The sequence below is a fragment of the Variovorax nitratireducens genome, assembly GCF_051216545.1.
Lineage (GTDB): Bacteria > Pseudomonadota > Gammaproteobacteria > Burkholderiales > Burkholderiaceae_C > Variovorax.
Map to the genome: position 1 here is coordinate 384207 of NZ_JBPJZO010000002.1, position 25238 is coordinate 409444.

Below are 25238 nucleotides of genomic sequence, written 5' to 3' on the forward strand. Positions count from 1 at the left end.
CGGGCGCCGTTGTCAGCCATCGAGCCACCGCCAGCTTTACCGGCAGGCGCACTGGCTTCCATGCAGCGGCTCCAGACCCGCGCTCAATTTCAGGCCGTCCTCGCGGGTTCCACCGTGGCGCGCACCGCTCACTTCGCCCTGCACCGTTGTGCGCTCGACGGCCTTTCGCATCCTGCCGCACCCCTGTTCACCGTCGACGACGTGTGGATTGGCGCGATGGTGCCCAAGCGCTGGGCCAAGCGCGCCGTCACGCGCAACGCGATCAAACGCCAGATCTACAACGTGAGTGCCTCGCCTGACGTGGTGCTGCCGCGCGCTGCGCACGTGGTGCGCCTGCGCGCCGGTTTCGATCGCAAGGAATTCGTGAGCGCCAGCTCCGATCGGCTCAAGGCCGCCGTGCGGGCCGAACTCCAGCAATTGCTGGCACGCGCGGCGGGGCCACGACCGTGATACAGCGGCTGCTGGTCGGCTTGGTCAAAGGCTACCGGCTGCTGCTGAGCCCATGGCTCGGCGCTTCCTGCCGCTTCGAGCCGACCTGCTCGGTGTACGCGATCGGCGCGCTCGAAACCCATGGCGCCGCGCGCGGCAGCTATCTCACGCTGAAACGGCTGGCACGATGCCAGCCCTGGTGCGAAGGCGGGCACGATCCGGTGCCGCCTGCCTCCGGCGCGCTGTTCACTTCTCTTATCTCCGACAAGAAGCCTTCTTCATGAACGATATCCGCCGAACCATCCTCTGGGTGATCTTTGGTTTCTCGCTGGTGCTGCTGTGGGATCAATGGCAGGTTCACAACGGCAACAAGCCTACCTTCCTGCCGTCCGCGCAACAGACGAAGCCGGCGAACACGCCCGTCGCGCCCGCGGCCTCGTCGGCGCCCGGCGCCTTGCCGGCCGCTGCCGGCAGCGCGGCGGCAAGCTCGGCGGCGGTGCCCGCGCAAGCGGCAGCACCCGCGGGCGAAAAGGTCAGCATTTCGACCGACGTGTTCAAGGCCGTCCTCGACGGCCAGGGCGGCACGCTGTCGCAACTGCAACTGCGCAAGTACGTCGACCAGACCAACAATGGCGGACTGGTCGAATCGGTGCGCAAGCTGTTCGGCTACCCGGTGCCGCCGAACGAGGTCAAAGAGGTCACCCTGATGGAAAGCGGCTCGCCGGCCACGCGCTATGTAGCGCAAACCGGCCTGGTGAACCCGGTCGATACCGGCGCCCGCTTTCCGAACCACCTGAGCCAGATGACGGCCCGGCCCGGCCCGCGCGAACTGGCCGACGGCCAGAACACGCTGGAAGTGGTGTTCGAATCGCAGCCGGCCGGCGGCCTGAAGTACGTGAAGACGTATCTCTTCACGCGCGGCGACTATTCGATCCGCGTCAGGCACCAGATCGTCAACGTCAGCGACCAGCCCGTCGAAGCGCAGCTCTACCTGCAGCTGGAGCGGCACGGCACGGTGGCGGCCGGCACCATGTTCGGTACCAACACCTTCACCGGCCCGGCGATGTACACCGAGCAGAAGAAGTTCCACAAGGTCGATTTCAGCGACATCGCGAAGAAAAAAGCCGAAGTGCCGCCGCCCGCCGACAACGGCTGGATCGCGATGGTTCAGCATTACTTCGTGTCGGCCTGGCTGCTCAACACGCCGGACAGCAAGAGTCTGCAGCGTGAATTCCGCGTGCGCGATCTTGGCGACAACCTTTATTCGGTGGCCATGGTGCTGCCGCTGCCCAAGCTGTCGCCCGGTGCTTCGCAGACCATCGACAGCGACCTGTTCGCCGGCCCCGAAGAAGAAAAGAAGCTCGAGGCCCTCGCCCCGGGCCTCGAACTGGTCAAGGACTACGGCATCTTCGCGATCATCTCGAAGCCGCTCTACTGGCTGCTGAACCAGTTGCACGGCATCCTGGGCAACTGGGGTTGGGCCATCGTCGCGCTGGTGGTGCTGCTGAAGGCGGCCTTCTACTGGCTCAATGCCAAGGCCTACGCCAGCATGGCCAAGATGAAGGCCATCAACCCGAAGGTGATGGAGATGCGCGAGCGGCTGAAAGACAAGCCGCAGGAGATGCAGCAGGAAATGATGCGCATCTACCGCGAGGAAAAGGTCAACCCGATGGGCGGCTGCTTCCCGATCGTGGTCCAGATCCCGGTGTTCATCGCGCTCTACTGGGTGCTGCTGTCGTCGGTCGAAATGCGCCACGCACCGTGGATCGGCTGGATCCAGGATCTGTCGGCACCGGATCCCTGGTTCATCCTGCCGGTGGTGATGACCGCCACTTCGCTGTTCCAGACCTGGCTTAACCCGACGCCGCCCGATCCGATGCAGGCCAAACTGATGTGGATCATGCCGCTCGCGTTCAGCGTGATGTTCATCTTCTTCCCGGCCGGCCTGGTGCTGTACTGGATCACCAACAACACGCTGTCGATTGCGCAGCAGTGGTTCATCAACAAACGGCTCGGCGTGAACTAGGCTCGCCCCCAGTCTGCGCGCACTTCGTGTCGCTTCGCCAACCCCCTGCCGGGGGCACCACCAGTGGTCCGGCAAAGCCGGCTCCACGGTGTTTCCGGAATGAGAGTTGCCTTGTTTGCTCGCTCATCTGATCCGATCGTTGCCATCGCCACGGCGCCGGGGCGCGGCGCGGTCGGCATCGTGCGCGTGTCGGGTGTCCGGCTGGCGTCGCTGATCGCCGCGGTCTGCGCCAAACCGCTCAGGCCGCGCGAGGCCACCTACCTCCCCTTCCGCGATGCCGCGGGCGAGCCGGTCGACCATGGGCTGGCCATCCATTTTCCTGCGCCGCATTCGTTCACTGGTGAAGACGTCCTCGAGTTGCAGGCGCATGGCGGCGCAGTGGTGCTGCAACTGCTGCTCGCACGCTGCCTCGAAGCAGCGGCCGAGGTCGATGGCGCGACCGGCCGTGCACGCCTGCCCGGCCTGCGCGTCGCGCAGCCCGGCGAGTTCAGCCAGCGCGCCTTCCTCAACGGCAAGATCGATCTGGCCCAGGCCGAGGCGATCGCCGACCTGATCGATGCCAGCACCGAAGCCGCCGCGCGCAGCGCCGGTCGCTCGCTGTCGGGCGCGTTCTCACGCGAGATCCATGTGCTGCGCGACGCTCTGGTGCACCTGCGCATGCTGGTCGAGGCCACGCTCGACTTCCCCGAGGACGACATCGATTTCCTGCAGAAGGCCGACGCGGCGGGCCAGCTCGCAGCGCTTCAGGCGCAACTGGCCGCAGTGCGCCGGCGCGCGCGGCAGGGTGCGCTGTTGCGCGAAGGCATCAAGGTTGTGATCGCCGGCCAGCCCAACGCCGGCAAGAGCTCGCTGCTCAACGCGCTCGCCGGGGCCGAACTCGCGATCGTGAGCGCGGTGCCCGGCACCACGCGCGACGTCGTGGCGCAAACCATCCAGATCCACGGCGTGCCGGTGCATGTGGCCGACACCGCCGGCCTGCGCGAGAGCCACGACGAGGTCGAGCAGATCGGCATCGCCCGGGCCTGGAACCAGATCGAGTCGGCCGACGCCGTGCTGTTCCTGCACGACCTCACGCGCGCGGGCGACGCAGCCTACGCGTCGGGCGATGGCGACATCCTTGCTTCGCTTCAGCGCAAGCTGCCGAACGGAGTGCCGGTGCTCGATGTCTGGAACAAGCACGACGCGGTATCGGCTGCGGCTCCGCGGGACGGCCTGGTGCTGTCCGCCAAGACCGGTTTCGGGATCGAGGCGCTGCGCAGCCGGCTGCTCGACATCGCGGGTTGGCAGACAGTGCCCGAAGGCGTGTATCTGGCGCGTGCGCGCCATGTGCAGGCCTTGAGTCGGGTGGCCGACCACGTGGGCCTGGCGGCCGACCAACTGGCGGCGCGGCTGCCGGCGCTCGACCTGTTGGCCGAAGAGCTTCGGCTGGCCCAGAATGCGCTGAACGAAATCACGGGCGAGTTCGGCGCCGACGAACTGTTGGGAGTGATCTTTTCCAGCTTCTGTATTGGCAAGTAACAACAGAAGTGTGCATTAACGTGACATTTGTTCCCCCCGGTTTGGCCGATCCTTCATACTTCAAGAGGCCAACCAAGGGTTGAATATGTCTTCCACGATCCAGGATCTGTGCCGCGCAGTTGCACAAAACACCAGTCATGACGCCTTCGCGCCGGCGCTGAGCCCGCAGCAATGGGAGTTGCTTGCCGCCTACATGGTGCCGAACGACCTCTCTGCGGGAGAGGTGCTGATCAACCAGGGCACACACGACCGCACCCTGTTCTTCATCGAAAGCGGCGCCCTCAGCGTGCACCTGATCGGCGATAAAGGCCAGATGCAGCTGGCCATTCTCAACCCCGGCTCGGTGGTGGGCGAAGGCTCCTTTTTCTCGCGTCTGCCGCGCTCTGCCAACGTGGTTGCAACCGGTGCGGCGCGGGTCTGGCGCATGCCGCCGATCCGCTTTGCAGAGTTGGCCAATCGTCAGCCGAGCGTGGCGCTCGAACTCACCATGGCGCTCGGCTCGGTGATCGCCAAGCGGATGGTCAACCGTCCCAAACGCGTCGCCGTCACTTGAAGCAGCCGCGACCAGCGTCGCTCCAGCGGGCGCCGGCCTGGCGGCAGCGTTACAAACAGATCGGAGAGTCAACAGATGTCTGTGGTATGCGCAGACTGCAGCACGGAAAACCGTGAGGCAGCCAGATTTTGCAAGAGTTGCGGCGCCAAGCTGATCGCCTCGGGGTCGCCGTTGCCCGCCCCGGTGCCGTTGCCCGCCCCGGCGCCGTCGGCCGATACGGCGTGGCCGGCCGATACGGCGTGGCCGGTCACGGCCCCGGCACCGCTTGCGCGCACGCCGGAGCTGCCAGTCGGTTTGTTCGACCCCAGCGTTTCGGCACCTGCGCCGCAAATGCCTGCGCGTGCTGCCCTGCCGCCGGAAGAGGCCACGGTGATCGTGGGCCCTGCGGCGCGCGCGCCGCAGTTGGCGACGCCGGCGATCCCGGCGAATCCGCCGAAATCGCCGCCTGCGCCCGCACGACCCGCGGCCACCCGGAAACCATCGACGCACGTCAGCAGAGGGCCGGCTGCGATTCCGAGATCGTCCGGCATGGGACTCAAGATCGGCATCGCCGTCCTTGCCGTCGTGGTGGGCGGCGGTGGCTGGTACTTACTGCGCGATGGCAACACCGCGCCCGCTGTCGCCATAGCGCCGCCGACGGCGGTGGCGCCTGCGCCGGTTCCGGTTCCGGTTCCGGTTCCGGTTCCGGTGATTGAGCCCGCCGCCATGGAGCCCGCACCGGCGCCCGAGCCACCGCCGCCCGTTGTGGCCGCGCCCGCGCCCACCCCGACGCCTGTCGAGGCCGCCGCACCGGCGCGACCGCCGGTCGTTGCAGCGGCACCGAAACCACGCAAGGTGCCCGTTGCTACAGCACCGCCCGCGCCGGCTGTGACGGCCGCTCCGGCGGTGCCCGCACCGCCACCGGCTGCCCCCCCGCCGCCAGCCAACCCGCAAACCGCTTGTGCTGGCCGCAACTTTGTCGCGCAAGCGCAGTGCATGGCAGCCCAATGCAGCAAGGCCGAATTCAAGGCCACCGCTCAATGCGAGGCAGTGCGCGCACAGCAGCGGCTCGAGGAAGAAAAACGCAACCCGAGCCTGCTCAACTGACGCGGGCCGCGCCGAAGCAGCCAGGGGGTTTCAAAAAGATGCTGTGTCCCGTCTGTTCCCGCGAAGTCGAAAGTGAGGCGCCTTTCTGCGACCACTGTGGCGCGGCGGTGCAGCGAGCGCCGCTGTTGAGCGCAGCTTCGCCAGTCGTTCCCGGGGGGCATCGACGCCGGGTGCTGCCGCGCGTTCTCGTTGCACTGGCGCTGTTCGCCATGGCGGCCTTCGGCGTCAATCGGTGGATGGCCCCGCCGGAGGTCGCCGCCCCCGCACTGCATGCCGCCATGACCAGTGCCATCGCAAACGGCCAGGCACCCGGACAGGATCCAATTTGCGTGGCCAACGGCATCGCCTACGACCAGGAACCGGTCAATGTCCAGCTGGACAATCCGGCCACCTTGGCGTGGATGAACATGCTGGTCGAGGCCGGCCTCTACGCCGGGCCAGAAGGCGGCAGTTCGGGCGGCTTTCTTCCGGAGCCGATCTCGGTCTATCGCCCGCTGCCCGAGCTCGCGCAATGGGGTGGGGCGCGGCGCCTTTGCGTGGCCAAGGCGGTTCGGCTCGACACGGTGTCCAACATCGGGCCGGTGGAGGACATGCGTCTGCGCGGCAAGCGCTACACCGGCGTACTGGCGGATGTGCGTTGGTCGCTCGACCAGCCGGCGCCCTGGCTGGCCCAGCCCGGTGTCGGCGAAGCGCTGGCGCGCGAACTGCCGAGCTGGCGCAGCGCGCGCTGGCAGCCGGGCCCGGAGGGCTGGACGTTAACCCAGCGCAAGAGCTTCGTGCTGGTCGATGCGCAATGGATGTCCGGCGATTTGGTGGAGCGCGACCGGTCGGCGCCGGTGCGCAGCGCAACGACGCCCATGTAGCGTCTGGCGCTGTCCATCAATAGCGAATAGCGCCTCGCGTCCGACCGGCGGGCGCGATGGCCTGCAGCGGCTCGCGGGGGTCAGCCTTTCTGCAGCTTGTCGATCGCCACCGCCAGCGCGGCCGGTTTGCCCGACAGCACCAGCGTGTCGCCATCCGACAGCACCGTGTCGTCCTCCGGCGTTACCGCCTTGCCGTCATGCCGGCGCAGGCTGGCCACGCGCACCCCGACCGCATGCAGCGCCAGCCGCGCGAGCGACTGGCCGATCGCCCGCGCGCCCGGCGTAAGCGTGAACGAGTTGAGCCGCTCGTGGTCGAGTTCGTCGGCGTTGTCGTCGTCGGCGCCGTGGAAGTAGCCGCGCAGCAGGTTGTAGCGAGCGTCGCGCTGATCCTGCACCACGCGGATCACGCGCCGCATCGGCACGCCGACCAGCGCCAGTGCGTGGCTGGCCAGCATCAGCGAACCCTCGATCGCTTCGGGCACCACTTCGGTGGCGCCTGCGGCCTGCAGCTTTTCGAGATCGTGGTCGTCCTGCGTGCGCACGATCACCGGCACCTGCGGTGCATGGGTGCGCGTGCTGGACAGCACCTTGAGCGCGCCAGCCACGTCGAGGTAGGTCACGACGACGGCGCTGGCGCGCGCCAGGCCTGCGGCCATCAGCGCCTGCAGCCGCGCGGCGTCGCCGAACACCACCGAGTCGCCGGCAGCGGCAGCCTGGCGCACTCGGTCAGGATCGAGGTCGAGCGCCATGTAGGGAATGCCTTCGCGTTCGAGGATGCGCGCCAGGTTCTGGCCGCAGCGGCCATAGCCGCAGATGATCACGTGCTTGCTCGTGTTGATGGTCTTGCGCGCAATGTTGGTCATCTGCAGCGACTGCTGCAGCCAGTCGCTCGCAACCAGCTTTCGCACGATCTTGTTGCTGTACATGATGATGAAGGGCGTGGCCAGCATCGACAGCACCATCGAGGCCAGCACCGGGTTCACCAACCACGCCGGCAACAGGCTGCGTTCCTGCGCCAGCGCCAGCAGCACGAAGCCGAACTCGCCGGCCTGCGCCAGGTAGAGGCCGGTGCGCAGCGATACACCGGAGGTCGCGCCGAGCGTGCGCGCCAGCACTGTCACCAGCACCAGCTTGAAGCTCAGCGGCAGCACCAGCAGCACGGCCACCAGCAGCCAGTGGTCGACCGCGATATGCCAGTCCAGCGACATGCCGATGGTGATGAAAAACAGCCCCAGCAGCACATCGTGGAACGGCCGGATGTCGGTCTCGACCTGGTGCTTGTATTCGGTCTCCGACACCAGCATGCCGGCGACGAAGGCGCCCAGCGCGAGCGACAGGCCCGCCAGCTCGGTCAGCCAGGCCAGGCCGAGCGTGACCAGCAGCACATTGAGGATGAACAACTCCTCGCTGCGCAGCCGCGCCACGATGGTGAGCCACCAGCGCATCACGCGCGGCCCGCCATAAAGCAGGATGCCGATCAGGAAGCTGGCCTTCACCAGGGCCAGCGCCAGCGCCCTGAGGAGCGCCTCGGGCGGCGCGCCGAGCGCCGGAATCAGCACCAGCAGCGGCACCACGGCCAGATCCTGGAACAGCAGCACGCCCATCACGCGCTTGCCGTGCTCGCTTTCGAGCTCGAGCCGCTCCGACATCAGCTTGACCACGATAGCGGTGCTGCTCATGGTGAGTGCGCCGGACAGGGCCAGTGCGGTCTGCCAGCCGAGCTGCCATTCCGGCGGCAGCCAGGAGGCAACGATCAGTGCGCCGGCCGTCGCGATGGTCATGGTGAGCAGTACCTGCAGCATCCCCAGGCCGAACACGTGCTGGCGCATCGCGCGCAGCTTGGGCAGGCTGAACTCGAGCCCGATCACGAACATCAGGAACACCACGCCGAACTCGCCGAGGTGCCGAATGCCTTCGGTGTTGTCCGTCAGTGCCATCGCGTGCGGCCCGATCAATACGCCGGCCACCAGGTAGCCGAGCATCGGCGGCAGCTTGAGCGAGCGACACACCACCACGCCAACCACCGCAGAAAGCAGATAAAGGAGCGTGAGATGGAACGAGGACATGACCCGATGCTAGAGGATGTGGGCGGCTTGCGAGCCCCGCCTAAAATCGCCGCGATGAGTTCCCGCCCCGATCTGGCCGCCAGCGCCGACCCCGACAAGCTGCTGGCACGCGCCCGCCTCACCTTCGACATCGAAGCGGCGGCCGTGCTGGGGCTGAAAGAGCGCGTCGGGCCCAGCTTCGTCGAGGCGGTGCAGAAGATCCTCAACGTGCGCGGGCGCGTGGTCGTGATGGGCATGGGCAAGAGCGGCCACGTCGGCCGCAAGATCGCCGCCACGCTGGCCTCCACCGGCACGCCGGCCATGTTCGTGCATCCGGCCGAGGCCAGCCATGGCGACCTCGGCATGATCAAGGCCGTCGATCTGGTGCTGGCCATCTCCAACAGCGGCGAGAGCGACGAACTTGCCGCGATCCTGCCTGTGGTCAAGCGCCAGGGCGTCCCGCTGATCGCCATCACGGGCGGGCCCGAATCCATGCTGGCGCGCCATGCCGACCTGGTGCTCGACAGCGGCGTCGAAAAGGAAGCCTGCCCGCTCAACCTCGCACCCACCGCAAGCACCACCGCACAGATGGCGCTGGGCGATGCGCTCGCTGTCGCGCTGCTCGACGCCCGTGGCTTCGGCACCGAAGACTTCGCGCGCTCGCATCCGGGGGGCGCGCTCGGGCGCAAGTTGCTGACGCATGTGAGCGACCTCATGCGCACCGGTGACGAAGTGCCGCGCGTTGCGCCTTCCGCCAAGCTCAGCGAGCTGATGCGCGAGATGAGTTCCAAGGGCCTCGGTGCCGCCGCCGTGATCGACCCGCAGGGCCGGGCGATCGGCGTGTTCACCGACGGCGACCTGCGCCGGCTGGTCGAAACCGGCGCCGATCTGCGCGAGCTGACCGCCGCCGACGTGATGCATGCCGGCCCGCGCACCGTGCGCGCCGACGCGCTGGGCGTGGAGGCGGCCGAGGCGATGGAGCAGCACCGGATCACCAGCATCCTGGTGGTCGATGCGGCCGGGCTGCTGATCGGCGCACTCAGCATCAACGACCTGATGCGGGCCAAGGTCATCTGATGGCCGCAACACCGGTCGCCCGCTTCAGCCCCGAGACCCTGCTCGCCGCGCAGGATGTGCGCATCGCGTTTTTCGACGTCGATGGCGTGCTGACCGATGGCGGCGTCTACTTCAGCGAGCACGGCGAAACGCTCAAGCGCTTCAGCATCCTCGACGGGCATGGCCTCAAGCTGCTGCGCCAGGCCGGGATCACCCCGGCCGTGATCACGGGGCGCGATTCGAGGCCGTTGCGCGTCCGGCTCGAAGCACTTGGCATCGAACACGTGCGCTACGGCACCGAGAACAAGCTGCCTGCGGCCGAGGCGATGCTGGCGGCGCTGGGCCTCGACTGGACGCAAGCTGCCGGCATTGGCGACGACTGGCCCGACCTGCCGGTGCTGGCGCATTGCGGCTTTGCCGCCGCGCCGGCCAACGCGCACTGCGAAGTGCGCGCCATCGCGCACTATGTGACAACGGCACGCGGCGGCGAAGGCGCGGGGCGCGAGTTCTGCGACCTGTTGCTCACAGCCGGCGGCCACTACCGGCGACTGCTCGATCTGGCGCGGGGGCCGGTCGCTTGAACCATTCCACCCTGTTCGCGATGCTGCGGCGCGGCATCGACCGCGCCACGCTTTACCTGCCGATCATCCTGACGGCCGCGCTGGCGCTCGGCACCTACTGGCTGGTGCGCAACGCGCCGCGCTTGCTTGAGCCGACCACCCAAGAGGCGCCGCGGCACGAGCCCGACTACTTCATGCGCGGCTTCGTGATCAAGAACTTCCTGCCGAACGGCGAGCTGCGCAGCGAGCTGGCCGGCAAGGAAGGCCGGCACTATCCCGACAACGACACGCTGGAGGTGGACCAGGTTCGAACACGCTCGGTTTCGCCGGCCGGCCTCGTCACCCGCGCCACCGCCGACCGTGGCCTCTCGAACGGCGATGGCAGCGAGATCCAGCTGTTCGGCAATGCGGTGGTGGTGCGCGATGCGGCCGTCGGCGCGAACGGCCGGCCGCTGCCGCGGCTCGAGTTCCGCGGCGAGTTCCTGCACGTGTTTCTCGACACCGAACAGGTGCGCTCGAACAAACCGGTCACGCTGACCCGCGGCACCGACACGTTCACTGCCAATACACTCGACTACGACAACCTGAGCGGTGTCGCCAACCTGCAGGGCCGCGTGCGCGGCGTGCTGATTCCCTCGGCGGCTGCGCCCGCGCCGAAACCCTGACAACAGGAGCAAGGGAGAAGCATGACGCAACGCCGCCTGGTTTTCATCACCGGCGCTTCGAGCGGCATCGGCCAGGCGCTGGCCGCACGTTTCTACAGCGCCGGCTATGACCTGGCGCTGGTGGCGCGCCGCACGGATCAGATCGAATCGTGGGCCAGCGCCCGTCAGCTGGACGCAGCACGCTATCGGATCTACAGCGCCGACGTGGCGCAGACCGACAGCATCGTGGGTGCCGGCCAGGCCTGCATCGTGCAGCAGGGCCTGCCCGACGTGGTCATTGCCAACGCCGGCATCAGCGTGGGCATCGACACCGCGGAACGGAGCGATCTCGATGTGCTGGCCAGCACCTTCGCCACCAACAACACCGGTTTGGCCGCCACTTTCCATCCTTTCGTCGCGGCCATGGTGGCGCGCGGCAGCGGCCGTCTGGTCGGCATCGGCAGCGTCGCTGCGATCCGTGGCCTGCCGGGCCACGGCGCCTATAGCGCCAGCAAGGCCGGCGTGGTGGCGTACTGCGAAAGCCTGCGCGGCGAACTGCGACCCAGCGGCGTCCGGGTGGTCACGCTCTGCCCCGGCTACATCGACACGCCGCTGACGCAAGGCAACCGCTACGGCATGCCGTTCCTGATGAAGGCCGAGGATTTCGCCGAACAGGCTTTTCGCGGCATCGAGTCCGGCGTGAGCTACCGCGTCATCCCATGGCAGATGGGCGTGATCGCCAAGATCATGCGGGTGCTGCCGAACGCGCTCTACGACCGCGCCGTCCAGGGCCGTGGCCGCAAGAAGCGGCTTGGCGAAAGCTGAAAACAAAAAGGCTCCCGAGAGGAGCCTTCTTTTTGCATGCGTCGAAAGACGCCGGGTGGTCAGTAACCGCTGTTGCCGCCGTTGTTGTTGCCGCCGCCGTAGCCTCCGCCACCACTGCGACCACCGCCGCCGCGCGGACCAGCGCCGTAAGGGCTGCGGAACCCGCCATCGCCGCCGCCGCCACCACCACCATAGCCGCCGCCACCACCGCTGCGGCCACCACCGCCACCGCCGTAACCGCCGCCGCTGCGGCCGCCGCCCGCGCCACCACCGCCGTAGCCGCCGCCGCCACCACCACCGCCGTAACCACCGCCGCCGCCGCCACTGCCACCACCGTAGCCGCCGGTGCGGGGTGGTCGTGCTTCCATCGGGCGTGCTTCGTTCACGACGACGCTGCGGCCGCCAAGCGGCTGGCCGTTCATGCCGCTGATGGCGGCTTGCGCTTCGGCATCACTGCCCATCTCGACGAAACCGAAGCCCTTGGAGCGGCCGGTGTCGCGCTCCATCATGACTTTGGCGCTGGTTACTGCGCCGAATTGGCCGAAGGCCTGCTCGAGGTCACTGTCGCGAACCGAATAAGGCAGGTTGCCGACGTACAGTTTGTTGCCCATCACGGGACTCCTATAAACACATCAAAGAAAGCGATGGAGTCCCGAGAGCACAACCAACATTGAATCGCTGAGTCGCGCGAAACTGACCGATCACCCGAATGCGTCTTCCAGTATTTTGCGGAGGGACGCCCGTTCATTATGAGTGAAATATCAAACACGCAAAACGGAATTTGCGGCTTGGATCACGCCGCCCGCAAAATTCCAGGAGCCAGCGCCCACTCACATTGCACGCCGCCCCATCGGGCTAGAATCGTCGCTGTCATTGGGGAGTAGCCGCCTTCCATCGCGAGAAGGGCTTGCGTCAACAGACTTGTCCTGCGGCCCAGCAGAACATGGCGCAAACAGTGTTCCACCTGGCGAGACCTTTGACTGTGCAACTTCGGGAATATGGCCGAAGGTGTTGCACGGTCAATTGCGTCCTTCGGCCCAAGGAACCTCACGTCATGGAAGCTTTTCTGGTTGCCACCGGCATCGTCGCGCTCGCCGAAATGGGCGACAAGACCCAACTGCTGGCGCTTGTGCTCGCCGCACGCTTTCGCAAGCCCTGGCCGATCGTGCTGGGCATCTTCGCCGCCACCCTCGTCAACCACGCGCTGGCCGGCGCAGTCGGCACCTGGGTCACGCACTGGCTCGGGCCGACCCCGCTGCGCTGGATCCTCGGAGGCTCCTTCATTGCCATGGCGATCTGGGTGTTGATTCCGGACAAGCTCGACGACGACGAAGCTGGCAGAAGTTCGCACTTCGGCGTGTTCGGCACCACGGTCATCGCGTTCTTTCTGGCCGAGATGGGCGACAAGACCCAGATCGCGACCGTGATGCTCGCCGCCCGCTTCGTGCACGACTACGTCTGGGTCGTGGCCGGCACCACGCTGGGCATGATGCTGGCCAACGCGCCCGTGGTCTTTCTCGGCGAACGCATCATGCGCCGCGTGCCGATCAAGCTGGTGCACGGCATCTCCGCCGTGATCTTCCTGATCCTCGGCCTCGTGATGATCGCCGGCTGACCGGCGGCTATACTTCCCCTGCGCCGATTTGCTACAGCTTGCGGGCGCTTAACAAATTCAGCTAAAGACCGTGGCCGACCCGGCTCGTTTTTGGCGAGGCCGGGTTTTTTCATGTCTTTTGAAGTCGTTCCACAGTCGATGTCCTTCGCGGGCCCGCTGCCCTTGCGCAGCGGCAGGTCGATCGCCGACTACACGCTGGCCTACGAGACTTACGGCGCGCTCAATGCAAACAAGAGCAACGCGGTGCTGGTCTGCCATGCGCTCAATGCCGACCACCATGTGGCGGGCAGCTATGCGGGCCAGGCGAAATCCACGGGCTGGTGGGACAACATGATCGGCCCCGGCAAGCCGGTCGACACCGACCGCTTCTTCGTGATCGGCGTCAACAACCTCGGCTCGTGCTTCGGCTCGACCGGGCCGATGCACATCAACCCGCAATCGGGCCGCGTCTACGGCGCCGACTTTCCGGTCGTCACGGTCGAAGATTGGATCGACGCGCAGGCCGCCCTGCTCGACGCGCTCGGCATCCAGACACTCGCGGCCGTGATGGGCGGCAGCCTCGGCGGCATGCAGGCATTGAGCTGGACGCTGCAATACCCCGAGCGCGTGCGCCATGCCGTGGTGGTGGCCAGCGCGCCGAACCTCACGGCCGAGAACATCGCCTTCAACGAGGTCGCACGCCGCGCGATCGTGACCGACCCGGACTTCAACGGCGGCCACTTCTACGAGCACGGCGTGGTGCCCAAGCGGGGCCTGCGCATCGCCCGCATGATCGGGCACATCACCTACCTCAGCGACGACGTGATGAACGAGAAATTCGGCCGCATGCTGCGCAGCGCGGTCGAGGGCGAAGTGGCCGGCACAGCCTACCGGTATTCGACGCAGGAGGTGGAGTTCCAGATCGAAAGCTACCTGCGCCACCAGGGCGACAAGTTCAGCGAGTACTTCGACGCCAACACCTACCTGCTGATCACGCGCGCGCTCGACTACTTCGACCCTGCACGCTCCTTCGGCGGCAGCCTGACCGAGGCGCTGGCCCGGGCCTCGGCCAGGTTTCTGCTCGTGAGCTTCACGACCGACTGGCGGTTCTCGCCGGCGCGCAGTCGCGAACTGGTGAAGGCACTGCTCGACAACCGGCGCAGCGTGAGCTACGCCGAGATCGACGCGCCGCACGGCCACGACGCGTTCCTGCTCGACGACGCCCGCTACCACGGCGTGGTGCGTTCCTACTTCGAGAGGATCGCGCTGTGAGCGACCTGGCAACCCAACAGCTGATCGCCCGCCTGGTGCCCCGCGGCGCGCGCGTGCTCGATCTCGGCTGCGGCGACGGCGCCATGCTCGACCTGCTTCAGCGCGAGCGCGGCTGCAGCGGCTACGGCGTCGAGATTGCCGACGGCAACGTGCTGCAGTGCATTCGCCGCGGCGTCGACGTGATCCAGCTCAATCTCGACGAAGGCCTCGCGATGTTCGACGACGCCTCGTTCGACGTGGTGCTGCAGATCGACACCCTGCAGCATCTGCGCAATGCCGAGATCATGCTGCGCGAAACCGCGCGCGTGGGCCGCACCGGCATCGTCGCGTTCCCCAACTTCGCGCACTGGCCCAATCGGCTCAGCGTGGCGCGCGGCCGCATGCCCGTGACCCGGCGGCTGCCCTACCAGTGGTACGACACGCCCAATATCCGCGTCGGCACCTTCAAGGACTTCGAGGTGCTCGCGCAGCGCAACAAGCTGCGGCTGCTCGATGCCTTCGGCCTGCAGGAAGGGCGTGAAGTGCGCTGGCTTCCGAACGCGCGTGCCGGCACCGCGGTGTTCAAGTTCGAACGCACCTGACGCGGTGCCTTTCACGCTCGCCGCACCGCTGCACAGCGAGCTCGTGATCCGCTAGAGCCGCTTCATCGGCTGCGTGCAGCCGGTGGCCGACCGGGTGGCCGCGCTCGCGTCATCGCCCGCCTCGACGATGCTGCGCAAGGGCGCGTCGTCTGGCAGCCGGCGTAAGGCGGCGCGGCGAAACCGGGGGGGCGGCATCGGGGCCGGTGGCCGCAAGCAGGCCGCGCGAGGGCAGCAGCACCGGTTCGCCGTCCGGCCCTCGACGCGCCATTTCCGCGGACACAATGCCGGTCGGCACCGCAAGCACACCCCATCCGAGCAGCATCATCACGGAGGCGATGAAGCGGCCCAGGTCGGTCTTCGGCACCAGGTCGCCGAAGCCGACCGTGGTCATGGTCGAGATCGCCCAGTACACCGCCACCGGAATGCTGGTGAAGCCATGCGTCGGCCCTTCGACCACATAGATCAGCGTGCCCATCACCAGCACCACGAGCATGACGAAGCCGACGAACACGGTGATCTTGCGGCGGCTCGCCGCGACCGCCGTGACCAGCATGCGGTACTCGGCCGAATAGCGCGACAGCTTGAAGATGCGGAACACGCGCAGCAACCGCAGGATGCGCACGTCGATCAGGTATGAGGCCTCGGGCACCAGCACCACCAGAAAGGTCGGCAGCAGCGCGAGCAGATCGATCACCCCATAGAAGCTCATCGCATAGCGCAGCGGCCGCCGCACGCAGGCGAGCCGGCCCAGGTACTCGAGCGTAAACAGCCCGGTGAAAACCCATTCGAGCACGCCGAAGGCGCTGCCCCAGCGCGCGCGGATCGGCTGCACGCTGTCCAGGATGACGACGGCCACGCTGGCCAGGATCACCGCGATCAGCACCAGGTCGAACAGGCGGCCGGCGCGTGTTCCGGATTCGAAGATCACGGAAAAGAGCGCTCTACGCCAGCCCTGGTCGGGCTTGCCGAAGCGCGCGTCGTCGTCCGTGGTGGCTGCGACCGGCGAAGCGGAGGGGGCGAGGATCGACATGCGGGTGATTGTCGGCGTGTCGGGTGCTGCCGCGCGATCCGGTGCGCAACGCAATCTTAAGTACCCAGCCCGCCCGTTTTTCGATTTATTCAGTTACGCATCTTTCGCAATGAAGTGCCGGGATGCGTAAGCGCGTTCTTACGATAGTCCTCTTTCTTGAGGAGCTCTCTTTTGGCCACACAGTCCCCCTTCTTCGGCAAACGCACCAGCGACACCGACAACCTCACCTCCCGTCCTGCACCGCTGGTCGGCTCCCCCACTAACTTGTCGGGCTCGCCAGTGAGTCCCTCGTCGTCGTTGATCAATGCGCAGGCGGCCAATGCCGTGGCGGCGTCCAAGGAAGGCGGCAGCAAGCTCACCGTCGGCCCGAACATCAAGCTGAAGGGCGTCGAGATCACCGACTGCGACACGTTGATCGTCGAAGGCCTGGTGGAAGCCACGATGGATTCGCGCGTGATGCAGATCGCCGAGCAGGGCGCCTTCAAGGGCTCCGCCGAAATCGACATTGCCGAGATCCATGGCCTGTTCGAGGGCAACCTTACGGTGCGCGAAAAGCTCGTGATCCACTCGACCGGCAAGGTCACGGGCAAGATCCGCTACAGCAAGATCGTGATCGAAGAAGGCGGCCAGCTTTCGGGCGAAATCACGTTCGGCACCTCGGGCGCCAAGTCCGAAAGCAAGCCGGCCCTGCAAGCCGCCGCCTAAGGGCCTTCTGCGGGCTTCCAGCCCAAACGCTCCAGCAAGGCACCGGCCGCGGCCGGTGCTTTTTCTTTGGCGCCGTTGATGAAGTAGACGAACACATCGCGCTTCTTCGGCGCCTTGGCCCAGCCCTGCGCCCGCTCGGCCCATGCATCGAGCGCCTTCGGCGCATAGCCGGCCTTGAGCCCGGCGTCGGCCATCATGAGCCGTGCATAGGCGAACTCGCCTTCGGGCTCCTCGAATGACGGGAACTTGTCCGAGTCGGTGAAGACGGTCGCCACCTGGTACTTCTTCGCGAGCTTCTGGTAGGCGGGCACGATGAAGCTCTCGTGCCGCACGTCCATCACATGGCGCAAGCTGCGGCTGCCCTCCTTCTTCGGCAGCAGCGCCAGAAATGCCTCGAAGTCCTCTGCGTCGAACTGCTTGGTCGGCATGAACTGCCAGACGATCGGGCCGAGCTTGTCGCCCAGTTCGGCGAGACCGCTGCCCAGGAAACGCTGGATCGAATCGCCGGCATCGGCCAGCACGCGGCGGTTGGTCGCAAAGCGTGAGGCCTTCAGCGAGAACACGAAATCGTCGGGCGTTTCGTCGTGCCACTTGCGAAAGCTCTCGGGCTTCATGGTGCTGTAGTAAGTGCCATTGACTTCGATGGCGCTCAGGCGGCGGCTGGCGTAGCCCAGCTCTTTCGCATGCGACAGCCCCTTGGGATAGAAGTTGTCGCGCCAGGGCTCGAAAGTCCAGCCGCCGATGCCCACTCTCACGTTGCTTGCTGCTGCTTTGCTCACGTCGGTCTCCGGGTTGATGCCATCGCACTCTACGCAAGCCGGTGCGCAGGCGCAAAATGCTTTTTTCCTCACCCGCGGAGATCCCCACACCATGAACGCACCGCTGTACCGCAGTCAGCTGGAACGGCCCGCCGGCTTCCTCGACGCCGAACGCGCCTTGTCCGACGTCACCACGAAGTGGGACACCGACATCGTCAAACAGCTCACCAGCTACATCGAGATCCCGGCCAAGTCGCCGGGCTTCGACAAGGATTGGTCGGCCAACGGGTATCTCGAAACAGTGATACGCAACGCGGCCAGCTGGGTCGAGGCGCAGAAGGTAGAGGGCCTGAAGCTCGAGATCGTGCGGCTCGAAGGCCGCACGCCGGTGCTGTTTTTCGAGGTGCCTGCGACCGGCACGGCCATGACCGACACCGTGCTGATGTACGGCCACCTCGACAAGCAGCCCGAGTTCACCGGCTGGCGCAACGATCTCGGCCCCTGGACGCCCAAGTACCAGGACGGCCTGCTCTATGGCCGCGGCGGCGCCGATGACGGCTACGCGGTCTACGCCAGCGTCGCGGCGCTGCAGGCGCTCAAGGCACAGGACGCGGCCCACCCGCGCATCGTCGGCCTCATCGAGACTTGCGAGGAGTCTGGCTCCTACGACCTGCTGCCCTACGTGACCGCACTGAAAGACCGGCTCGGCGATGTCGGCCTGGTGATCTGCCTCGACTCGGGCGCCGGCAACTACGACCAGCTCTGGCTCACCACCTCGCTGCGCGGCATGGCGAGCGGCACGCTCAAGGTCGAGGTGCTGACCGAAGGCATCCACTCCGGCGACGCTTCGGGTCTGGTGCCGTCGAGCTTCCGGATCATGCGTCAGGTGCTCGACCGGCTCGAAGACAGCGCCACCGGCCGCATGCTGCCCGCCAGCTTCCATTGCGAAGTGCCAGCCGACCGGCTGGCACAGGCCCGGGCCACGGCCGCGATCCTCGGCGACGAGGTCTACAAGCGCTTTCCGTGGGCGCATTACGACTGCGGCGGCTCGACCACCTTCGCGCTGCCGACCACCACCGACCCTGTCGAGGCGCTGCTGAACCGCACCTGGAAGCCGACACTGAGCGTCACCGGTGCCGAGGGGTTCCCTGCACTGAAGGACGCGGGCAATGTCCTGCGCCCCTACACCGCGTTCAAGCTCTCGCTGCGCCTGCCGCCCCTGGTGGAAGCCGACGCCGCGGTGGCGGAAATGAAGAAGCTACTTGAAGACAACGCGCCCTATCAGGCGCGGGTGACCTTCGAGCATGGCGGCGGCGCAACCGGCTGGAACGCACCCGCGATCACGCCGTGGTTCGAGCAGGCGCTCAACGCCGCGAGCCAGGCCCATTTCGGCGCACCCTGCGGCTACATCGGCCAAGGCGGCACCATCCCGCTCATGAACATGCTGAGCGAAGGCTTTCCTCAGGCGCAGATGATGGTTTGCGGCGTGCTCGGCCCCAAGAGCAACGCGCACGGACCCAATGAATTCCTGCATGTGCCCTATGCCAAGAAGCTCACCGCCGCGGTGGCCGAAGTGATCGCCGCGTTGCCGGTGTCGCACGCGGCCGAAGCCGTCAGCGCTTGAGCGCCGGATTGAAGCAGCCCGACGGCGAGACGCTCGCGTTGCGCGAGTGGACGGTCGAGGGTGCGGCGCCGCGCGCGGCCGTGCAGCTTCTGCATGGCCTCGGCGAACACATGGGCCGCTATGAGCACGTGGCGCAACGGCTCAACAGCTGGGGTTTCGCGGTGCGGGCGCACGATCACTACGGTCATGGCCAGTCGAGCGGCGTGCGGGGCGGCTTGCCGAGCACGCTGCGGTTGATCGACGACCTGGCAGCGGTGGTCGACGAGACGCGCCGTGCCTGCCCCGAGGTGCCGTTGATCTTGTTTGGCCACAGCCTCGGCGGCCTGGTTGCATCCAGCTTCGTCACGCGCGGCGTGCGGCCGGTCGAAGGCCTGGTGTTGTCCTCACCGGGGCTCGACCCGGGCCTCGACGCGGTGCAGAAGATGCTGATCGCGGTGCTGCCGCGCATCGCGCCGGACATGCGCGTCGGCAACGGCATCGACAGCAACGACATCTCGCACGACCCGGCTGTGGTGCAGGCCTACCGCGACGACCCGCTCAACCACGACCGCATCTGCGGCCGGCTGGCGCGCTTCCTGTCGGAAGAAGGCGTCGTGGTGCAGGCGGCGGCGTCGCGCTGGAAGGTGCCGACGCTGCTGCTCTACGCGGGCGACGACAAGCTCGTGCGGCCGGCCGCGAGCGCCGCCTTTGCGCACGCCGCGCCGGCCGGCGTCGTGAGCGCAACCTGCTTCGACAAGCTGTTCCACGAGATCTTCAACGAGCTGCATGCAGAGCCGGTGTTCGCCGCGCTCCGTGGCTGGCTCGAACAGCGCTTCTAGGCGGCTGCGCGTGCGGTGCGCCGCTGGATGACGGAGAGCCACAGCAAGGCTGCACCCGTCAGCGCCACCGGCAACAGCGACCCGAAGTTCAGCAGGCGCCAGCCCTGCGTGGTGACCAGCACGCCCGATGCGAACGAGGTCACGGCGAGCGTGGCGAAGATGCAGAAGTTCAGCGCGCCCTGGGCCCGGTCTTTCTCTTCCGGCGCATAGGCCGTGAGCGACAGCGTGGTCGCACCGGTGAACAAAAAATTCCAGCCCACGCCGAGCAGGGCCAGCGCGATCAGGAACTGGTGCAACTCGACGCCCGACAGCGCCACCGCGATGCAGCCGAGGTTCAGCAGCAATCCCACGCCCATCACCGGCAGCGCGCCGAAGCGCCGGATCAGGTGGCCGGTGAAGAAGCCCGGCGCGAACATGCCGATCACGTGCCACTCGAGCACCAGTGCGATGTCCGGGAACGGCAGGCTGCAGATCTGCATGGCGATTGGCGTGGCGGCCATCAGCAGGTTCATCACGCCGAAGCCAAGCGAGCCGGCCGCCGCGGCAACGATGAACACCGGCTGCCGCATGATCTGGCCGAGCGGCCGGCCACCGGCGGCCTGCTGTTTCGTGAGGGCCGGCGGAAAATCGATGAAGGCCAGCAGCGCCATCGACAGCAGCGCCACGATGGCGAGTGCAAGGTAGGCGCCGACGAACTGCACCTCGAACAACCCGCGCGTGGCCGAAGCCAGGTTGGGCCCGATCACCGCGCCGATCAGTCCACCGGCCATCACCAGCGACACCGCCTTCTCGCGCCAGGCCGGTGCCGCGAGCTCGGCTGCGGCGAAGCGGTAGAGGCTGGCGTTGGCGCTGTAGTAGCCGGCCACCAGCGTGGCCAGCGTCAGCAGCCAGAAGTTCTTCGAATAGGCTGCGTAGCCGCACAGCAGCGCCGAGCCGAACGCCACGGCCAGCCCGGTCTGGAACGAGCCGCGCCGGCCGAAGCGGCGCTGCGTGCGCGCCACGATCCCGGTGGAGAGGGCGCCGCCGAGCACGTAGCCCATGACCGGCAGGGTTGCCATCCAGCCGCGCGGCGCCAGGCTCAGCCCGACCAGGCCGTTGATGGCGATGAAGGTGACGTTGTTGGTGAGAAAGAGTCCCTGGCAGATCGCCAGCAGCCAGAGGTTGCGGTTCATGGCGGCATTGTTGCCCGCGGGCGCCGGCTCCGCGACGGGCGTCAGCCCTTTTGCAGCAAGCCGCTGAGCGATGCCAGCAGATCGTCGTGGTTGCCGACCCCCTGCTCCGGCACCTTGCCATTCGGAGTCAGGTGATCGATCAATGCCGGCAACATCGTCGCCAGCATCGGCAGCAGCGTCTGGGCATTGATGCCCAGCTTGCTGGCGATGGACGCGATGGTGTCGCTGCCGAGGACGTCGTTCAGCTGATTGCCCGAGACCGGCGCGTTCTCGCCTTTGCCGATCCACGAACCGATCACGTCGCCCATGCCGGCCTGCTCGAACTTCGTGACCAGCCCGCCGAGCCCGCCCTGCTCGCCGTTGTTCGCGAGCAGTCCGCCGAGTGCGCCGGCCAAACCGCCGAGATCGCCGAGGCCCCCTAGCCCCCCGCCCGGCTGCTGCTGTGCGCCGCCGCCGAGCACTTGTCCGAGTACCGAATCGAGCAATCCCATGATGTTTCCCTGCTGGTTGTGCGCCGAAGTGCGCTTGGTGTGTGACAGACTGCATGCACTGTCGAATGCCGCGTGCCCGGAATGCGGCGGTGTCGTAACTTCGGCGTCTTGGCGTGAAGTATTACTTCACGGCCGCGGCGCGCGGTGGCCGCTTTTGCAGCAATGGTTCGCTCACGCCCTGAACCCCCACCAGCCCCAACACCGTCACCAGCGAATTCTGCGCGCCTTTCCAGCCGTCTGTCACGTCGATCCACTCGCTCAACGAATGGAATCCGCCCGTCTTGCCGCCGCCGCCGATGATGATGGCCGGGATGCCCAGTGCCATCGGCACATTGGCGTCGGTGCTCGCGCCCGAGAGCAGCGTCTTGTGGCCGAACGCGGTGTTCGCGCGGATGGCCGCCTCGACCAGCACCGAATCGGCCGGAGTGCGGCCGCCCGGCCGGTCGCCGATGAGCTTGTTCGACACCGCCAGCGTGGTGACGCCCCAGCGCTTGTTCTCTTCGGCCACGGCCTCGTCGACCGCGGAGAGGATCTTCTTTTCGGTCTCAAGCAGTGGTTCCATCGCGTCGGAGCGGATGTCCACCGTCATGCGCGCGTCGGGCGCGATGGTGTTGACCGAGGTGCCGCCGCCGACCGTGCCGACCGTGAAGGTGGTCTTGGGGAAACTCGGTGTCTTGATGTCGGCGACCTTGGCGATCGCGCGGCCCATGCCGTGGATCGCGCTCGGCACCTGGCCGAAGGCACCGTAGCTGTGCCCGCCGGGGCCCTTGAAGGTGAACTCGTAGCGGTGGCTGCCGGTGCCGAGGATCAGCACGCTGCCCTCCGGTGCCGGCTCCAGGCCGACCATGCCGTCGATGTCGAGCTGGTCGCGGAACAGCGCCTTCATGCCGCGCAGGTTACCGAGCTCTTCCTCGCCCACGTTGCCCACGAACAGCAGGTCGCCAACCGTCTGCACCTTGTTGTCGTTCAGCACCTTGAGCCACGACAACAGCACGCTGAGCGCCCGCGTGTCGTCCGAGATGCCGGGCGCGTAGAGCTTGCCGTCGCGCTCCTTCACCTTAACGTCGGTGCCGGCCGGGAACACGGTGTCCAGGTGCGCCGAAACCAGGAGCTTCGGCCCGTTGCCCGTTCCCTTGCGCAGCCCGACCACGTTGCCCTCGGCATCGATCTTCGCGTCGGCCAAGCCGAGCGCTTTCATGCGTGCCAGAAACGCTTCGGCGCGCTTCTGTTCCTTGAACGGCGGCGCTTCGATCTCGGTCAGCATCTTCAGGTCTTCGACCGAGCGGTCGTGGTCGGCCTTGACCGCGTCGAGCAGCTTCAGGATGGCCGGCGACGCCATCAACTGCGTGTAGGCCTGGTCGATGCCGGGCTTGACCTGCGTGGGCGTCGGTGCCACTGCGTTGAAGCTCTGGGCATGCGCGGCGGCGGCCGCCATCAGCGCGGCTGCGGCGGCAAGGGTGGCAAGGCGGGGGCGGAGGGCGTGCGGCATGGCGTGTGCGGAGTTGGACAGCAAGCCGACATTCTTTCGGTTTCCGGCCTGGGCTGCTCTTCTTTAATCTAGCGAGCTGTGAGTTTTTCTAACACCCGTCGTCATCTGCCCACGATCCCGCACTGCTGGTGTTCGACGCGGTCGTTCACGGGCTCGCTCGCCCAAGCAGCCGGCCCCGCGCCGGGCGAGCCGGCTAACCGGCGAGGGCGACCAGGGCGGCGAGGGCGGCCGTCTCGGCGCGGAGCACGCGCGGGCCGAGCGTGAGCGGCGCGAAGCCGCTGCGCAGCGCTGCTTCTTCTTCGCTGGCACTGAGGCCGCCCTCGGGGCCGCTGAGCACCGTGAAGCGTAGTTGCGATCCGGCGGCGGCCAGCGCCGATGCGGCGCGCGCGCCCGGCGCGAAACTCAGCACGCTGCGCGCTTCCCCGGCATCGGCGTTCGGCAGTGCGCCGAGCCATTCGTTCAGCGAGCGCACCGGCAGCACCTGCGGAACGCGGTTGCGGCCACATTGCTCGCACGAAGCGATGGCCACCGCCTGCCAGTGCGCGACCTTCTTGTCCGCGCGCTCGCCCGAGAGCCGCAACACCCCGTGCGCGGTCACCAGCGGCTGGATCACAGCCGCGCCGAGTTCGGTGGCTTTTTCGACCAGCCAGTCCATGCGCTCGTTGGTCGGCATGCCGACCGCGAGCTGCACCGCCCGCGGTGCCTCGCGCTCGACCGAGTCGTGGGCCCCGACCTGCACCGTGACCTCGCTGCGGCCCATGCGTTCGACTGTCGCAGCGTATTCGCCGCCAGCGCCATCGAACAGCGTGATCTCGTTGCCAGGCTGCAGCCGCAGCACCTGCACGTGACGCGCCGCACCCGGCGGCAGCGTCAGCGCGACGCCGGCCGACAGCGGGACGGAACAGTGAAAGCGTGGCATCGGCGGATCAGACCCGACCGAATGCGAAACCGGTTGCGTCGGCAGTGCCTTCGACTTCGTCGATCACGCGCAGCAGCGGCGTGAGCTGCGTATAGCGCGCGGCGGTGGTGCGGATGTAGCGGATGAAGCGCGGCGTGTCGGCCAGGTACCTGGGCTTGCCGTCGCGCAGCGTCAGCCGCGCGAAGATGCCGGCCACCTTCAGATGGCGCTGCAGGCCCATCCATTCAACCGCACGGTAGAAGCTGCCGAAGTCGTCGTCCACCGGCAGCTTCGCACGGCGGGCCGCCTCCCAGTAACGCACGGTGACGTCGAGCACGAACTCCTCATCCCAGCTCAGGAAGGCGTCGCGCAGCAGGCTGGCAATGTCGTAGCTGATCGGGCCATAGGTCGCATCCTGGAAGTCGAGCACACCGAGCCCGCCGTCGGCGCCGACCATCAGGTTGCGCGGCATGTAGTCGCGGTGGACATACACGCTGGCCGACGCGAGGTTGGTTTCGACGATCTGACGGAAAGCCCGGTCGAGCCGCTCCTTCAGCATGCCTTCGACCGCGACACCGCGGTACGCGCCCAGATACCACTGCGGGAACAGCGACAGCTCACGTTCCAGCAGCGCCCGGTCGTAGGGCGGCAGCACGCCGGGCTTTGACGCGAGCTGCCAGTGGATGAGCGCGTCGATCGCCTGCACGTAGTGCGGCAGGTTCGCCTCGGGCCGGGCCGGGTCGATCACATCGAGCAGGGTCCGGGTGCCGAGGTCGTCGAGCAGCAGGAAGCCGTCGGCCTGGTGCCAATCGAGCACCTGCGGGGCCTTGACGCCCGCCCCGGCCATCAATTGCGCGACCTGGACAAAGGGGGCGCTGTTTTCCTTGTCGGGAGGCGCGTCCATCACGATCCGGGTGCCGACCGCGCCATCTCTGCTGTCAACGCGAAAATAGCGCCGGAAGCTGGCGTCGGCCGAAGCCAGCCGCACCGATTCGGGCAGCAGCCGCTGGGCCGGCGCGATGGCCGCGAGCCAGCGTTCAAACGCCACGGCGCGGGCCGGGTCGCTCCAGGAGATGGGCGGGGCGGGGCCGGTGGCCGGTGGCGGGGGTGCTGTCATGGATAATCGATTCTACAAATGCGAGACGGCTCCGGCCGACCCCTCGCCCCCTCCGGCCGCGCTGCGCCGCTCTTGCCCGACCAT

27 protein-coding genes and 1 riboswitch are annotated in these 25238 nt (G+C 67.3%); of the genes, 17 read left to right on the plus strand and 10 right to left on the minus strand.

Annotated features, from left to right (window positions below; translation table 11 throughout):
* Positions 1 to 60: 60 nt before the first annotated feature.
* From ACSFA8_RS07165 to ACSFA8_RS07185, 5 genes are all read left to right on the plus strand, one after another.
* Positions 61 to 450, plus strand: a complete 390-nt coding sequence (locus ACSFA8_RS07165) for a ribonuclease P protein component (RefSeq protein ID WP_435478808.1) — start codon at positions 61 to 63, stop codon at positions 448 to 450.
* The gene (yidD, locus tag ACSFA8_RS07170) at positions 447 to 713 is read left to right on the plus strand and encodes a membrane protein insertion efficiency factor YidD (protein ID WP_286540450.1); all 267 of its coding nucleotides are present in this window, start codon (positions 447 to 449) and stop codon (positions 711 to 713) included. The genes ACSFA8_RS07165 and yidD overlap by 4 nt, the downstream gene beginning before the upstream one ends.
* Complete coding sequence (gene yidC / locus ACSFA8_RS07175) at positions 710 to 2455, plus strand: membrane protein insertase YidC (protein ID WP_435478809.1); 1746 nt, start codon at positions 710 to 712, stop codon at positions 2453 to 2455. Before yidD ends, yidC begins: the two co-directional genes overlap by 4 nt.
* 111 nt (positions 2456 to 2566) lie before the next feature.
* Entirely contained in the window at positions 2567 to 3973 is a 1407-nt protein-coding gene (gene mnmE / locus ACSFA8_RS07180) for a tRNA uridine-5-carboxymethylaminomethyl(34) synthesis GTPase MnmE (protein ID WP_435478810.1), read from the plus strand.
* Positions 3974 to 4058: 85 nt separating this feature from the next.
* Entirely contained in the window at positions 4059 to 4526 is a 468-nt protein-coding gene (locus tag ACSFA8_RS07185) for a Crp/Fnr family transcriptional regulator (protein ID WP_435478811.1), read from the plus strand.
* A gap of 68 nt (positions 4527 to 4594) precedes the next feature.
* On the opposite strand, the gene ACSFA8_RS07190 is transcribed toward ACSFA8_RS07185, so the two are convergent.
* The gene (locus tag ACSFA8_RS07190; RefSeq protein WP_435478812.1) at positions 4595 to 5056 is read right to left on the minus strand and encodes a hypothetical protein; all 462 of its coding nucleotides are present in this window, start codon (positions 5054 to 5056) and stop codon (positions 4595 to 4597) included.
* Here ACSFA8_RS07190 and ACSFA8_RS07195 point away from each other — a divergent pair.
* Both ACSFA8_RS07195 and ACSFA8_RS07200 read left to right on the plus strand, forming a co-directional pair.
* Complete coding sequence (locus ACSFA8_RS07195) at positions 5055 to 5612, plus strand: hypothetical protein (RefSeq protein WP_435478813.1); 558 nt, start codon at positions 5055 to 5057, stop codon at positions 5610 to 5612. The genes ACSFA8_RS07190 and ACSFA8_RS07195 overlap by 2 nt on opposite strands.
* 170 nt (positions 5613 to 5782) lie before the next feature.
* Complete coding sequence (locus tag ACSFA8_RS07200; RefSeq protein WP_435478814.1) at positions 5783 to 6475, plus strand: hypothetical protein; 693 nt, start codon at positions 5783 to 5785, stop codon at positions 6473 to 6475.
* Between the two features lie 80 nt (positions 6476 to 6555).
* Here ACSFA8_RS07200 and ACSFA8_RS07205 read toward each other — a convergent pair whose 3' ends face one another.
* Positions 6556 to 8541, minus strand: a complete 1986-nt coding sequence (locus ACSFA8_RS07205) for a monovalent cation:proton antiporter family protein (protein WP_435478815.1) — start codon at positions 8539 to 8541, stop codon at positions 6556 to 6558.
* 54 nt (positions 8542 to 8595) lie between these two features.
* On the opposite strand from ACSFA8_RS07205, the gene ACSFA8_RS07210 reads away from it, so the two are divergent.
* Genes ACSFA8_RS07210 through ACSFA8_RS07225 form a run of 4 tightly spaced genes read left to right on the plus strand, consistent with a single transcriptional unit; the run spans position 8596 to position 11605 of the window.
* Complete coding sequence (locus tag ACSFA8_RS07210) at positions 8596 to 9597, plus strand: KpsF/GutQ family sugar-phosphate isomerase (RefSeq protein WP_435478816.1); 1002 nt, start codon at positions 8596 to 8598, stop codon at positions 9595 to 9597.
* A complete protein-coding gene (locus ACSFA8_RS07215) occupies positions 9597 to 10157 on the plus strand; it encodes a KdsC family phosphatase (RefSeq protein ID WP_435478817.1) in 561 nt (186 codons plus the stop codon). Before ACSFA8_RS07210 ends, ACSFA8_RS07215 begins: the two co-directional genes overlap by 1 nt.
* A 20-nt stretch (positions 10158 to 10177) precedes the next feature.
* Positions 10178 to 10801, plus strand: a complete 624-nt coding sequence (gene lptC, locus ACSFA8_RS07220; protein ID WP_435479202.1) for an LPS export ABC transporter periplasmic protein LptC — start codon at positions 10178 to 10180, stop codon at positions 10799 to 10801.
* A 21-nt stretch (positions 10802 to 10822) separates the two neighbouring features.
* Positions 10823 to 11605, plus strand: coding sequence for an SDR family oxidoreductase (locus tag ACSFA8_RS07225; RefSeq protein WP_435478818.1), 783 nt, complete (start codon positions 10823 to 10825; stop codon positions 11603 to 11605).
* A gap of 59 nt (positions 11606 to 11664) precedes the next feature.
* On the opposite strand, the gene ACSFA8_RS07230 is transcribed toward ACSFA8_RS07225, so the two are convergent.
* Positions 11665 to 12216, minus strand: a complete 552-nt coding sequence (locus ACSFA8_RS07230) for an RNA recognition motif domain-containing protein (protein WP_435478819.1) — start codon at positions 12214 to 12216, stop codon at positions 11665 to 11667.
* A 252-nt stretch (positions 12217 to 12468) separates the two neighbouring features.
* Positions 12469 to 12654: riboswitch (yybP-ykoY riboswitch) on the plus strand.
* Positions 12655 to 12659: 5 nt separating this feature from the next.
* Between ACSFA8_RS07230 and ACSFA8_RS07235 the strand changes: the two genes are divergently transcribed.
* From ACSFA8_RS07235 to metW, 3 genes are all read left to right on the plus strand, one after another.
* Entirely contained in the window at positions 12660 to 13220 is a 561-nt protein-coding gene (locus ACSFA8_RS07235) for a TMEM165/GDT1 family protein (protein ID WP_435478820.1), read from the plus strand.
* A 111-nt stretch (positions 13221 to 13331) separates the two neighbouring features.
* Positions 13332 to 14471, plus strand: coding sequence for a homoserine O-succinyltransferase MetX (metX, locus tag ACSFA8_RS07240; RefSeq protein WP_435478821.1), 1140 nt, complete (start codon positions 13332 to 13334; stop codon positions 14469 to 14471).
* Positions 14468 to 15052, plus strand: coding sequence for a methionine biosynthesis protein MetW (gene metW, locus ACSFA8_RS07245; protein WP_286540425.1), 585 nt, complete (start codon positions 14468 to 14470; stop codon positions 15050 to 15052). Before metX ends, metW begins: the two co-directional genes overlap by 4 nt.
* A 109-nt stretch (positions 15053 to 15161) precedes the next feature.
* Here metW and ACSFA8_RS07250 read toward each other — a convergent pair whose 3' ends face one another.
* Positions 15162 to 16091, minus strand: a complete 930-nt coding sequence (locus tag ACSFA8_RS07250; RefSeq protein WP_435479203.1) for an ion transporter — start codon at positions 16089 to 16091, stop codon at positions 15162 to 15164.
* Between the two features lie 162 nt (positions 16092 to 16253).
* On the opposite strand from ACSFA8_RS07250, the gene ACSFA8_RS07255 reads away from it, so the two are divergent.
* Entirely contained in the window at positions 16254 to 16787 is a 534-nt protein-coding gene (locus ACSFA8_RS07255) for a bactofilin family protein (protein WP_435478822.1), read from the plus strand.
* Here the strand turns inward: ACSFA8_RS07255 and ACSFA8_RS07260 are convergent.
* Entirely contained in the window at positions 16784 to 17566 is a 783-nt protein-coding gene (locus ACSFA8_RS07260; RefSeq protein ID WP_435478823.1) for a DUF72 domain-containing protein, read from the minus strand. The two genes, ACSFA8_RS07255 and ACSFA8_RS07260, sit on opposite strands and share 4 nt — an antisense overlap.
* 91 nt (positions 17567 to 17657) lie before the next feature.
* On the opposite strand from ACSFA8_RS07260, the gene ACSFA8_RS07265 reads away from it, so the two are divergent.
* Positions 17658 to 19169, plus strand: coding sequence for a M20 family metallopeptidase (locus ACSFA8_RS07265; protein WP_435478824.1), 1512 nt, complete (start codon positions 17658 to 17660; stop codon positions 19167 to 19169).
* An 8-nt stretch (positions 19170 to 19177) separates the two neighbouring features.
* Positions 19178 to 19987, plus strand: a complete 810-nt coding sequence (locus tag ACSFA8_RS07270; protein WP_435478825.1) for an alpha/beta hydrolase — start codon at positions 19178 to 19180, stop codon at positions 19985 to 19987.
* Here the strand turns inward: ACSFA8_RS07270 and ACSFA8_RS07275 are convergent.
* The 5 genes from ACSFA8_RS07275 to ACSFA8_RS07295 form a co-directional block, all read right to left on the minus strand.
* Positions 19984 to 21159 (minus strand): MFS transporter, encoded by a 1176-nt coding sequence (locus ACSFA8_RS07275; protein ID WP_435478826.1) that lies wholly within the window; start codon positions 21157 to 21159, stop codon positions 19984 to 19986. The genes ACSFA8_RS07270 and ACSFA8_RS07275 overlap by 4 nt on opposite strands.
* Positions 21160 to 21200: 41 nt before the next feature.
* A complete protein-coding gene (locus tag ACSFA8_RS07280) occupies positions 21201 to 21650 on the minus strand; it encodes a YidB family protein (protein WP_475544484.1) in 450 nt (149 codons plus the stop codon).
* A gap of 121 nt (positions 21651 to 21771) precedes the next feature.
* Positions 21772 to 23139, minus strand: coding sequence for a M20/M25/M40 family metallo-hydrolase (locus tag ACSFA8_RS07285; protein ID WP_435479205.1), 1368 nt, complete (start codon positions 23137 to 23139; stop codon positions 21772 to 21774).
* A gap of 193 nt (positions 23140 to 23332) precedes the next feature.
* The gene (locus ACSFA8_RS07290; protein WP_435478827.1) at positions 23333 to 24058 is read right to left on the minus strand and encodes a 16S rRNA (uracil(1498)-N(3))-methyltransferase; all 726 of its coding nucleotides are present in this window, start codon (positions 24056 to 24058) and stop codon (positions 23333 to 23335) included.
* Positions 24059 to 24065: 7 nt separating this feature from the next.
* Complete coding sequence (locus ACSFA8_RS07295; RefSeq protein WP_435478828.1) at positions 24066 to 25154, minus strand: aminoglycoside phosphotransferase family protein; 1089 nt, start codon at positions 25152 to 25154, stop codon at positions 24066 to 24068.
* Positions 25155 to 25238 lie beyond the last annotated feature (84 nt).

Coding starts and splice junctions, on each gene's coding strand:
- ACSFA8_RS07235 (WP_435478820.1), top strand. CDS start 12,660: ATGGAAGCTTTTCTGGTTGCCACCGGCATCGTCGCGCTCGCCGAAATG.
- ACSFA8_RS07205 (WP_435478815.1), bottom strand. CDS start 8,541: ATGTCCTCGTTCCATCTCACGCTCCTTTATCTGCTTTCTGCGGTGGTT.
- lptC (WP_435479202.1), top strand. CDS start 10,178: ATGCTGCGGCGCGGCATCGACCGCGCCACGCTTTACCTGCCGATCATC.
- ACSFA8_RS07265 (WP_435478824.1), top strand. CDS start 17,658: ATGAACGCACCGCTGTACCGCAGTCAGCTGGAACGGCCCGCCGGCTTC.
- ACSFA8_RS07215 (WP_435478817.1), top strand. CDS start 9,597: ATGGCCGCAACACCGGTCGCCCGCTTCAGCCCCGAGACCCTGCTCGCC.
- yidC (WP_435478809.1), top strand. CDS start 710: ATGAACGATATCCGCCGAACCATCCTCTGGGTGATCTTTGGTTTCTCG.
- ACSFA8_RS07225 (WP_435478818.1), top strand. CDS start 10,823: ATGACGCAACGCCGCCTGGTTTTCATCACCGGCGCTTCGAGCGGCATC.
- ACSFA8_RS07190 (WP_435478812.1), bottom strand. CDS start 5,056: ATGCCGGACGATCTCGGAATCGCAGCCGGCCCTCTGCTGACGTGCGTC.
- ACSFA8_RS07290 (WP_435478827.1), bottom strand. CDS start 24,058: ATGCCACGCTTTCACTGTTCCGTCCCGCTGTCGGCCGGCGTCGCGCTG.
- ACSFA8_RS07295 (WP_435478828.1), bottom strand. CDS start 25,154: ATGACAGCACCCCCGCCACCGGCCACCGGCCCCGCCCCGCCCATCTCC.
- metX (WP_435478821.1), top strand. CDS start 13,332: ATGTCTTTTGAAGTCGTTCCACAGTCGATGTCCTTCGCGGGCCCGCTG.
- ACSFA8_RS07195 (WP_435478813.1), top strand. CDS start 5,055: ATGGGACTCAAGATCGGCATCGCCGTCCTTGCCGTCGTGGTGGGCGGC.
- ACSFA8_RS07210 (WP_435478816.1), top strand. CDS start 8,596: ATGAGTTCCCGCCCCGATCTGGCCGCCAGCGCCGACCCCGACAAGCTG.
- ACSFA8_RS07185 (WP_435478811.1), top strand. CDS start 4,059: ATGTCTTCCACGATCCAGGATCTGTGCCGCGCAGTTGCACAAAACACC.
- ACSFA8_RS07275 (WP_435478826.1), bottom strand. CDS start 21,159: ATGAACCGCAACCTCTGGCTGCTGGCGATCTGCCAGGGACTCTTTCTC.
- ACSFA8_RS07230 (WP_435478819.1), bottom strand. CDS start 12,216: ATGGGCAACAAACTGTACGTCGGCAACCTGCCTTATTCGGTTCGCGAC.
- ACSFA8_RS07165 (WP_435478808.1), top strand. CDS start 61: ATGCAGCGGCTCCAGACCCGCGCTCAATTTCAGGCCGTCCTCGCGGGT.
- ACSFA8_RS07285 (WP_435479205.1), bottom strand. CDS start 23,139: ATGCCGCACGCCCTCCGCCCCCGCCTTGCCACCCTTGCCGCCGCAGCC.
- ACSFA8_RS07280 (WP_475544484.1), bottom strand. CDS start 21,650: ATGGGATTGCTCGATTCGGTACTCGGACAAGTGCTCGGCGGCGGCGCA.